Genomic DNA, 5,003 nt, shown 5'->3' with positions numbered 1-5,003 from the left:
GGTTGCTCTCCTGTCTTTTGGTCGAGACTTGAGCCTACCTATACCGCGGTATAGGTGAAACCTATGCGAGTCACCCCGGCAGAGCCGGGGGTTTACCGTTTGTTAATTAATAGTATCATTAGGTTATCTTGAGCTAGTGATACTATAGAGTTAAATATTTCGCTTCAATTTTTAAAATACAGGGCGTCCTTAAATTAATAGACTGCTCCTTATATTCTAAATAATAATCATACCAGTAAATATGCAGCCTTAGATGACTAGCGTTTTGTAAGGTATTACTCCGATAAAACTGCCGATAACAACGATTATTTTTCAAGTAACCTGAATGGTAGAGTCTTAATTTTTTCCCTCCAATCATAATTTCACGATAATCAACTCCATAATCTGCACTATAAGGAAAATGATACTGGCCATATTCGAACGGCCCTTGTACGATTTCAACATCTAAACGACTATCCAGTAATTGGCTTAATTGGAATGCTTGAACACGACTAATATAGGTAACCCCTCCTAGAATAACAAGTCCCATACCGACCACTAGCCACGACAATATACTGGGATGCTTGAAACGGACAATGACTCCCCAAAAACAAATAATAACAATCATAGTGATCAGTAATAATGCATCATAATAAGTCCACTTAACTGCATCATAAGCTAAGCTCCATTCCATGTAAGCTCCTCCTAACCATATTTTTTATCTCAATAAAATAATGCTAACCAACCAGAATTCAGTTTAAACCATACCGTGTATATACTGCCAATTAGACCCTGTTGGGATTGAACTTTCTAATAATATGCCACTATTACCTACTCAACCTCGTCTTGATATCGACAATCATGGCACTACCAAAAAAACAATAAAATGACCTGACAACGGATATTTATTAACTTATTGATTTGAAATAGATGTAAAATAGATGCAAAATAGATGCAAAATAGATGCAAAATAAATATACCCATTACGACCCCGAGTAAAGGTAAGGTAATACAATGATGCCTTTTAAAACAAATCACCCCCCGCCCCCCTCTTACCTCTCACTTATTCATGTTTGATAAGCGGTTAAATCACAATAAAAATAATAGGACAGATTGACTGCCATATTAAAGCGTATGGCGAGTAATATGACATCGTGTCTTTTACAATCAATTTTTACTGCTAATTTAATTATAACAATAGAATGAATAATCGCACTTACTTGATTAACAAATTGATTTCTAAGTGAATAAAAAGTAATCTTAACATTCACAACCCATAGTTCAGATTTCAGATTGGTGATCCTAACGACATAAGCGATAACGTAGTCAAAGGAGTCATAAACGCGTATCTAATACTGAAATAAAAGGGCTTCGGCTACTCGTTACTAAGTGATCGGTTTTTCTCTTTGTTGGCTTATTAGCTTAGAATGACGAGTCCACCATTCTAAGCCACGATAAAAATCGCTTTTATATCGAATCATATTTAACCCCCAACGTTACACCGATCCTAGCGATCCCACTAAATAATCAAGACCTAAGGCAATAAACAAACTCATTCCAGCCCAATTATTGTTTAAAAATGCCTTAAAGCATAACGCCCTATCACGATTAAAAATAAGCTTTTGTTGGTAGAGGCCAAAGCCGACAAATGCCAATATCCCCAGCCCATAAATAAGGCCCCTATCGGCAAAATAACCTGCTGCCATAAAGCACACTAATGCCGCTAATTGAAAGCCAAAAATGATCTGCCGATCGTATTGCCCAAATAAAATAGCCGTCGATTTAATCCCAACTCTAAGATCATCATCCCTATCCACCATCGCATACATAGTGTCATATGCCACAGTCCAACACCAATTAGCGGCAAATAACCACCAAGCATGGCGAGGAACGTGGCCTAATTGTGCCGCGTAGGCAATAGGAATAGACCAACTCCACACAACCCCTAAAAACATCTGCGGCATATTAGTCACGCGTTTCATAAAGGGGTAGATCACCGTGAGAATAATCCCCACTACAGCAAGCTTCATCACTAAAGGGTTAAGCATTAATACCAATAAGAAGGCGATAAAAGCCAGTGCGAAAAATAAACTCAAGGCTTCTTTAGCACTCACCTCCCCACTCGCTAATGGCCTGCTTTTTGTTCGCTCAACGTGACCATCAAGTTCTCTATCAGCATAATCATTAACAATATCGCCACAAGAGCGCATCACTAAAACACCAATGACAAAAATGACGATATTCTTTACATCTGGCATGCCACCCGCGGCCAACATTAATGCCATCAAACAAGGCCAGAGGAGTAAAAAAGTACCAATAGGGCGATCCATACGTGCAAGACGCATATAAACGGATACTCTTTCTTTTATATTCATTAATTTCATTACCCGAATTCAAGATCCATAAAGCCTATTTTACCCACTAGCAAGACTCTAATCTTGCATAGGCCAACATCAACCATTTACTGCCTACATCAAAGAAATTCACTTCCACACGAGATTGTGCACCACAGCCCTCATAATTCGTGATTAAGCCCTCCCCAAATTTAGGGTGCATGACTTTTTGACCTAACTTGAAACCAGAATCATTCGCTATATTGGCCTTTCTAGAAGGCGTGCTTACACTGGGTCTTGACACTTGGGTCTTTAAACGAATTTCCTGAACATGCTCTTTGGGAATTTCACCAATAAACCGTGAAGGCCTTGCATAATCTTCTCGCCCGTATAAACGACGAGATTCTGCATAGCAAATGTACAGTTTTTGCATGGCTCGCGTCATTCCGACATAACAAAGACGACGCTCTTCATCGAGCCTGTCCCCTTCTTCAATGGCTCTTTGACTCGGAAAGAGCCCTTCTTCGACACCGGCCATAAAGACCATTGGAAATTCCAGCCCTTTCGCTGAATGCAACGTCATCAGCTGCACTGCATCGGTAAAATCATCCGCTTGCCCTTCTCCCGCCTCTAGCGCCGCATGAGATAAAAAGGCATTGAGCTCTCCCATGTCTTCACCCTCTTCAGGCATCACAAAACTGCGGGCAGCAATAACCAGTTCCTCTAAGTTTTCAATCCTCGCTCGGGCCTTCTCACCCTTTTCCGCTTCATACATGACTTTTAAACCAGAGTGACTAATCACATGATCGGTCATTAAATGCAAAGAGCGCGTGCCAGCGTCTTGACTCATCGTCACAATTAAATCCATGAAGCCACGCACCGCATTCGCCGCTCTACCACTGAAGACTTTTTCTTCTAGTAAGCGCAAGGCTGCTTGCCACAGGGTCAGCTCATGTTGACGCGCTGTTTGACGAAGAATATCTAATGTACGTCCACCAATCCCACGGGCTGGGGTATTGACCACCCGCTCAAATGCCGCATCATCATCTTTGTTATTCATCAGACGCAAATAACCCATTGCATCTTTAATTTCTTGCCGTTCGAAGAAGCGTTGACCGCCGTAAATACGATAAGATAAACCTTTATGCAATAAGGCTTCTTCCAATACTCGAGATTGCGCGTTAGAACGATATAAAATTGCGCAGTCTTCAAGTTTTTTACCTTGATCTAGCCATTCACTAATACAGCCGATAATAAAACGGGCTTCATCCATTTCATTAAAGGCACAATAAAGGCCAATAGGCTCACCATCTTTATCTTCAGTCCATAGTTTTTTACCCAAGCGCTCGGCATTGTTCGCAATTAGTGCGTTCGATGCTTTTAAAATATGACCTGTTGAACGGTAATTTTGCTCTAATCGAATCGTTTGGGCTGCAGGAAAATCGGCTAAAAATTTATGTAAATTTTCAACTTGTGCGCCGCGCCAACCATAAATAGACTGATCGTCATCCCCCACGATCATGACATTGGCTTTCACACCGGCAAGCACACGGATCCAAGCATATTGTATCGCATTGGTATCTTGAAACTCGTCCACTAAAATATGCTTAAACCTGTCTTGATAATGCTCTAAAATATGGGGTTTATTAAGCCAAAGCTCATGGGCACGCAATAATATTTCAGCAAAATCCACCAAACCCGCACGATCACAAGATTCTTGATAAACTTTATAAATGGCGAGTAAATTTTGCTCAATGGGGAAACCACCCGCATCAATATGTGAAGGCCTTAAACCTAAATCTTTTTTCCCATTAATATAGCCTTGGGCTTGACGAGGAGGATACTGTTTTTCATCCAAATTAAGGCTTTTTAAAATACGTTTTATCAGTCTTAACTGATCATCAGAGTCGAGAATTTGAAAGCTTTGGGGTAAATTAGCGTCTTTATAATGGGTGCGAAGCAATCGATGTGCTAAACCATGAAAGGTCCCTATCCACATACGTCCCATGTTACCGCCAGCAACTTTTTCCACCCGAATGCGCATTTCTGCCGCGGCTTTATTGGTAAAGGTAACGGCTAAAATAGCATAAGGGCTTTGCTGCTCTACTTGCATTAACCAAGCAATGCGATGGGTCAATACCCGTGTTTTACCACTGCCAGCACCCGCCAAAATCAGCATACTAGATTGAGGTGCGCCAACAGCCTCACGTTGCTTATCATTCAGGCCGTCCAGTAAAGAAGATACGTCCATTATTGCCTCCAAAAAATCGAGCAGGAAGTATAACAGAAGTTATCAGGCGAGGTTATCCCTCTTAGGGAGTGGTAAGAGGCTGTCCTTTAACGGTTCTTAAAACAGTTCTTAATAACGGATTGCAGTAGGGTACGTTGGCTCTACCCTTCCTTAAAAGAAAAGACCCATTGACTGATGAGTCCTCCCACACAAGTGCCCACAAAAGGCATCAATAAATAATCCCAATTCCATGCCTTCGTCGCAAGTGCTATTGCTATTGCTATTGCTATTGCTATTGCTATTGCTATTGCTATTGCTATTGCTATTGCTATTGCTATTGCTATTGCTATTGCTATTGCTATTGCTATTGCTATTGCTATTGCTATTGCTATTGCTATTGCTATTGCTATTGCTATTGCTATTGCTATTGCTATTGCTATTGCTATTGCTATTGCTATTGC

4 protein-coding genes are annotated in these 5,003 nt (G+C 40.9%); all 4 read right to left on the bottom strand.

What is annotated here, in order from left to right:
* Nucleotides 1-142: 142 nt before the first annotated feature.
* Nucleotides 143-673, bottom strand: a complete 531-nt coding sequence (locus L2764_RS25750; RefSeq protein WP_248943210.1) for a hypothetical protein — start codon at nucleotides 671-673, stop codon at nucleotides 143-145.
* An 802-nt stretch (nucleotides 674-1,475) separates the two neighbouring features.
* Nucleotides 1,476-2,354 carry a 4-hydroxybenzoate octaprenyltransferase gene (ubiA, locus tag L2764_RS25745; RefSeq protein ID WP_248943209.1) on the bottom strand — a complete coding sequence of 293 codons (879 nt, stop codon included), beginning with the start codon at nucleotides 2,352-2,354 and terminating at the stop codon, nucleotides 1,476-1,478.
* 46 nt (nucleotides 2,355-2,400) lie between these two features.
* A complete protein-coding gene (gene uvrD, locus L2764_RS25740; RefSeq protein ID WP_248943208.1) occupies nucleotides 2,401-4,563 on the bottom strand; it encodes a DNA helicase II in 2,163 nt (720 codons plus the stop codon).
* A gap of 140 nt (nucleotides 4,564-4,703) precedes the next feature.
* The coding region (locus L2764_RS25735; RefSeq protein ID WP_248943207.1) for a hypothetical protein at nucleotides 4,704-5,003 on the bottom strand (300 nt) is incomplete at its 5' end.

The organism is Shewanella surugensis (genome assembly GCF_023284005.1).
Classification (GTDB): domain Bacteria; phylum Pseudomonadota; class Gammaproteobacteria; order Enterobacterales; family Shewanellaceae; genus Shewanella; species Shewanella surugensis.
This window is presented reverse-complemented; position numbering and strand designations above follow the sequence as displayed.

Bases quoted from the DNA above. Each gene is read 5' to 3' on its own strand.
- L2764_RS25750 (WP_248943210.1), bottom strand. From the start codon at position 673: ATGGAATGGAGCTTAGCTTATGATGCAGTTAAGTGGACTTATTATGAT.
- ubiA (WP_248943209.1), bottom strand. From the start codon at position 2,354: ATGAATATAAAAGAAAGAGTATCCGTTTATATGCGTCTTGCACGTATG.
- uvrD (WP_248943208.1), bottom strand. From the start codon at position 4,563: ATGGACGTATCTTCTTTACTGGACGGCCTGAATGATAAGCAACGTGAG.